Raw genomic sequence first — 4,475 nt, forward strand, 5'->3', positions numbered from 1 at the left:
CCGATCGCCGCGGCGTACGCCGCGTCGGCTCCGATCGCCGCGGCGCCGGCCACGTCGGCTCCGATCGCCGCGGCGTAGCCCGCGCCGGTCCCGATCGCCGCTGCGCCGCCCGCGCCGGGCTCGAGCGCGACGAGGAACGGCGCGTCGGTGTAGCGGGCGAGGAAGTCGCGGAAGAGCGGCACCTCGCGCGCCGCGTGGAACTCCTGGAGCAGGACGTGCGTCACCGCGAGGAGGAGCGCCCCGTCCTGCCCGGCGTGGGCGGGGATCCACCAGTCGGCGTGCCGGCAGGTCGCGTTGAAGTCCGGCGAGAGCACGACGACCTTGGCCCCGTCGTGGCGCGCCTCCGACAGGAAGTGCGCGTCGGGCGTGCGGGTCACGGCGAGGTTCGCGCCGATCACGACGACGTACCTGCTGTTGAACCAGTCGGCGCTCTCGGCGACGTCGGTCTGCTCCCCGAACACCTCGGGCGAGGCGTTGGGGAGATCGCAGTACCAGTCGTAGAAGGACAGGTTCACGCCGCCGAGGAGCTGGAGGAAGCGGGACCCGGCGGCGAAGGAGACCATCGACATGGCCGGGATGGGCGAGAACCCGGCGACGCGGTCCGGCCCCCAGCGCTTCACGGTGTGGACGATCGCGGCGGCGACGAGCTCGAGCACCTCGTCCCAGCTCGCCCGGCGGAAGCCGCCCCGGCCGCGCGTCGCCTGGTAGGCGCGGCGGCGGTCCTGGGCGTCCACGATGGACGCCCAGGCCGCCACCGGGTCGCCGTGCCGGGCGCGGGCCGCGCGCCACAGGTCCGCGAGGGCGCCGCGGAGGTACGGGAACTTCAGCCGGTGCGGCGCGTAGAGGTAGCTCGAGTAGCACGCGCCGCGCTGGCAGCCCCGGGGCTCGTACGGCGGGACCCCCTCGAGGAGCGGGTAGTCGGTCGCCTGCGACTCCCAGGCGACGATCCCCTCCTTCACGTGCACGTTCCAGGAGCAGCTCCCGGTGCAGTTCACGCCGTGCGTGGAGCGGACCCGCCGGTCGTGCTGGTGGCGCTCGCGCCAGGCGCGCTCCCACCGGCGGGAGGCGGGGTCGAGGACGTCCCTGAGGAAGCTCATCGCGACCTCCCGCGGGCGGCGCGCCGGGCGGCGAGCGCGGCGCGGGCCGGTGGCATGCGGCGGCGCGAGACCAGCCACGCCGCGCCGAGGAGCGCGAGCGCGACCGCGCCGGCCCGGATCGCGAGCCGCCGGCGCGAGCCGACCTCGGGTACGGCCTCGGCCTGGAGCAGGAAGGCGACGACGTCGTCGCGCTCCCCCGGCGTGAGCGCGTGGCCGCGGTAGACGGGCTCCATGCTCGGGAGCTGGACGTCGGCGAGGAGCGCGCCGAGGGCGTCGGCGTCGTAGCGGGCGCGGGCGTCGGAGAGGTCCGGCCCGAAGCTCGCGGACCAGGCGAGGCCGTGGCCAGCGAAGGCGTGGCAGGCGAGGCAGGGCGCGCCGCCGTTCTGCAGCCGGTCCTCGCCGATGAACAGCCGCTCGCCCGCGCGGGCGAGCGGGCTCGGCGGGCCGGCGGCGCGCGCGGCGGTCCAGGCGCAGAGCGCCGCTGCGCACAGGACGATCGGGGCTCGCATGCAGAGGCCTCCGGACGGGCGTGGCGCTCCGGGTTGACGGTCGGTGCAGAGGTAGAGGCGCTTCGGCCGGACGCATCTGCCCCGGAGAGGGGCGGCCCCGCCTTGCTGCTCGCGAATTGACCAAGATCAGGCGGGCGGGCCTGATTTCAACCTTCAGTCGGTGATGCGGGTGGCCGCACCGTCGAGGCCGAGCGCCTGCTGGAGCGCGCGCGCCTTGTCCTGGAGGAGGCGGGTGTTTCGGGGCCCGATCCGCAGCAGGTGCTTCTCGACCGGCGGGAGCTGCTCCAGCGCCGGGTTGGCGAAGACGAACAGGCCGCCGCGGTTCACCACGATCACCTCGCCGTCCATCACCGGCGCGTCGACGATCCGGCGGAGCGCCCGGGCGGTGGCGCGGTCGAGCGCGCCCGGCGGGTAGCCGAGGGCCCGGTACGCCGTCTCGATCGCGGGGTGGAGCGCGTGATACGCCCGCGCGAGGATCGTCACGTCCACGGAGGCGACCGCGTCGCCGAACGCGTCGTAGCGCGCGTAGGCGGCGGCCGCGATGGCCTCGCTCCCGCCGGATCCGCTCACGGTGAACGGCTGATCCGGCGCGAGGAGCTCGAGGGCTCGCCGCGGCGATGCGCCCTCCGCCAGATCGTCGAGGACCACGACCCAGCGGGAGAGGACGTCGTCGCCCAGGAGGGCGCGGCGGTAGAGCGGATGGGCGCTCGCCGGCCCGAGCTGCGCCTGGACCGTCGCCGGGGGCGCCTTGACGAAGGGCGCGGGCGCCGCCCCGCCGAACGGCGGCGAGGAGGGGACCTCCCCCCGCTCGGACGTGGGCGCGATGGCCTCGCCGACCGGGCCGCGCTCGCGGTGCTGCCGCCACCAGTACGCGGCCACGCCGGCGGCGAGCGTCAGGGAGAGGGCGACGGCGGCCCACTCGCCCCGGCTCAGCGGACGGTTCCGCCGGCGGCCCCCCTCGGCCATGCGCCCCTCGCGATCACCGGTGTCTTCGCCCACGTCGGTTGGAACGCTCGAGGCGGGAAGATCTTTCACGGCGCGACCCGCTTGCGTCGAGCGTCACGAGCGCAGTAGTTCGATGCCAGAGGGCGCTTGCGACGAGGTTCGGATGAGCTCCTGGAGCTGCCGCCACGAGGTGAAGGGCATCTGCAAGAAGGTGGTCGGCGCGTACTGCCGCCCCGGGATGAAGGGCTGCGTCCTCGTCGGGAAGGTGAAGTTCGAGGACGGGACGATCCCTCCGCCGGTGTGGCCGCCCGAGGCGGAGCCCGCGCCCGGAGAGCCGGAAGAGAAGCCGCCCAGCCGCTGATCGGCCCTCCGGGGCGAGCACGTCCGTCGCTAAGGCGAGGGCCGCGAGGGCGGCGGGCTGACCTCGGGCGAAGGCTGCGGCGAAGGCTGCGGCGAGGGCTGGACGCCCTGCGGCGTGCCGCTCTCCGGCTGCGCCGGAGACGGGCCCGCGCCCGTCCCGGTCTCCGCGGGAGGCCGAGCCCCGAGGGGGTTGCCGCTCATCACCTGGACGTGGATCGCGGTGGGTCGGGGGCCGCCGAGCTCGTACGCCACGCGCGCGTCCGCTCCCTGCTGGATCTCGTTCGCCGAGGCCGGGCGGCCGTCGAGCACGATCTGCGTCCGGTCGGTGATCCGGAAGGTCATCGTCTCGCCGCTCGGCTGCCGCACCGCGAGCGAGCTCGGGGTCGCCTCGGTCACCAGCCCGGACGCCGTCTGCTCGCCGCGTCGGACCTGCTGACCCTGCTCGGCCAGCGCTCCGCCCGCCCGCTGCTGGGCCCGCTCCGCCTGCTGCGCGGACTGCCGCGTCAGCGCCGTCGCCTCACGCTGGAGCTGCTGCGCCTTGGCGGACTCCTGCTCCGCCCTCTGCTGCGCCTGCATCAGCTCCTGCTGCTTCTTCTGCACCTCGGCCTGGGCGTCCGCGGCCCGCTTCTCCTGCTCCGAGGCCTTCTGCTGCGCCTCGTGGGCCGCCGCGAGCGCGCGCTGCGACTCCTCCTGTTGCACCTGGACCCGCTGCGCCGTCGGGCTCGGCGCCTTCGTCTCCCCGCGCATGCTCGCGCACGCGCTGGTTCCGACCAGCGCGGCGCACGGCAGCATCCATCGCCACGGCATCGTCATGGTTCCCCCTCGGTAAAGCCTCGCCTGAAAATCTGGAGCCCGCGCCGGCGACGGCAACGTCGTGGAGCGTTAGGAGCGCGCGAGGAGGCGGGTGCGCCTCCGCAATGCGCTCGTCGGGGCGAACGCGTGCGGTGCTGGCGGGCGGGCGAGGGCCCGGCAGATCCTTTCCGCGCGTCGCGCGTTCACCTGGCCAGGAGGAGACCTCATGCGTCCCTGGACCTTCGTCGCCGCCGCACTCGCGCTCCTGGCGTGCACCACGCCGGCCCGCGCCCAGCCCGTGTCCCCTGCTCGCGCCGGCCCGTACGCGGTGGAGCTCCTGGACGAGCGCGGCGCACCGCTGCCGACGTTCGAGCGGCGCGGCCGCACCTATGCGCTCGGCGCGCTCGGCCAGCGCTACTCCGTGCGCGTCCGGAACGGCGCCTCGTGGCGCGCCGAGGTGGTGGTGTCGGTGGACGGCCGCGACGTGCTCGACGGACGGCCGGCCTCCGCCGGCAAGCGCGGATACGTGGTCGAGCCGTACGGGGAGGTGACCGTCGACGGCTACCGGCTCGGCCTCGACTCTGTGGCGACGTTCCGGTTCGCGACGGTGCCGCGATCCTACGCGGCGCTGGAGGGCGACGCCCGCGACGTCGGCATGATCGGCGTGGCGGTGTACCGGGAGCGCGCGCCGAAGCCCGTAGCCGAGCTGGCCCGCCCCGCGGCGCCGCGGCCCGACGGCGCCGCCCCGCGCGGCGGGACCTCCGCGGCCCCC

The 4,475-nt window shown here is 75.6% G+C and carries 6 protein-coding genes; 2 read left to right on the forward strand and 4 right to left on the reverse strand.

All coding sequences use genetic code 11. The features are described from left to right. The 3 genes from MNZ27_RS22815 to MNZ27_RS22825 form a co-directional block, all read right to left on the reverse strand. A partial coding sequence (locus MNZ27_RS22815; protein WP_242396366.1) for a molybdopterin-dependent oxidoreductase occupies positions 1–1,097 on the reverse strand: 1,097 nt, incomplete at its 3' end. Beyond that, entirely contained in the window at positions 1,094–1,606 is a 513-nt protein-coding gene (locus MNZ27_RS22820) for a c-type cytochrome (RefSeq protein WP_242396367.1), read from the reverse strand. The genes MNZ27_RS22820 and MNZ27_RS22815, both read right to left, overlap by 4 nt. A 153-nt stretch (positions 1,607–1,759) precedes the next feature. Next, entirely contained in the window at positions 1,760–2,572 is an 813-nt protein-coding gene (locus MNZ27_RS22825) for a DUF3014 domain-containing protein (RefSeq protein ID WP_242396368.1), read from the reverse strand. Between the two features lie 142 nt (positions 2,573–2,714). Between MNZ27_RS22825 and MNZ27_RS22830 the strand changes: the two genes are divergently transcribed. Then, positions 2,715–2,912 (forward strand): hypothetical protein, encoded by a 198-nt coding sequence (locus MNZ27_RS22830; RefSeq protein WP_242396369.1) that lies wholly within the window; start codon positions 2,715–2,717, stop codon positions 2,910–2,912. A gap of 29 nt (positions 2,913–2,941) precedes the next feature. On the opposite strand, the gene MNZ27_RS22835 is transcribed toward MNZ27_RS22830, so the two are convergent. After that, complete coding sequence (locus MNZ27_RS22835) at positions 2,942–3,724, reverse strand: hypothetical protein (protein WP_242396370.1); 783 nt, start codon at positions 3,722–3,724, stop codon at positions 2,942–2,944. Positions 3,725–3,929: 205 nt separating this feature from the next. Between MNZ27_RS22835 and MNZ27_RS22840 the strand changes: the two genes are divergently transcribed. Then, the coding region (locus MNZ27_RS22840; protein WP_277958238.1) for a hypothetical protein at positions 3,930–4,475 on the forward strand (546 nt) is incomplete at its 3' end.

It is taken from the genome of Anaeromyxobacter oryzisoli, assembly GCF_022690765.1.
In the GTDB taxonomy this organism is placed as follows: domain Bacteria; phylum Myxococcota; class Myxococcia; order Myxococcales; family Anaeromyxobacteraceae; genus Anaeromyxobacter; species Anaeromyxobacter oryzisoli.

Bases quoted from the DNA above. Each gene is read 5' to 3' on its own strand.
- MNZ27_RS22820 (WP_242396367.1), bottom strand. From the start codon at position 1,606: ATGCGAGCCCCGATCGTCCTGTGCGCAGCGGCGCTCTGCGCCTGGACC.
- MNZ27_RS22825 (WP_242396368.1), bottom strand. From the start codon at position 2,572: ATGGCCGAGGGGGGCCGCCGGCGGAACCGTCCGCTGAGCCGGGGCGAG.
- MNZ27_RS22830 (WP_242396369.1), top strand. From the start codon at position 2,715: ATGAGCTCCTGGAGCTGCCGCCACGAGGTGAAGGGCATCTGCAAGAAG.
- MNZ27_RS22835 (WP_242396370.1), bottom strand. From the start codon at position 3,724: ATGACGATGCCGTGGCGATGGATGCTGCCGTGCGCCGCGCTGGTCGGA.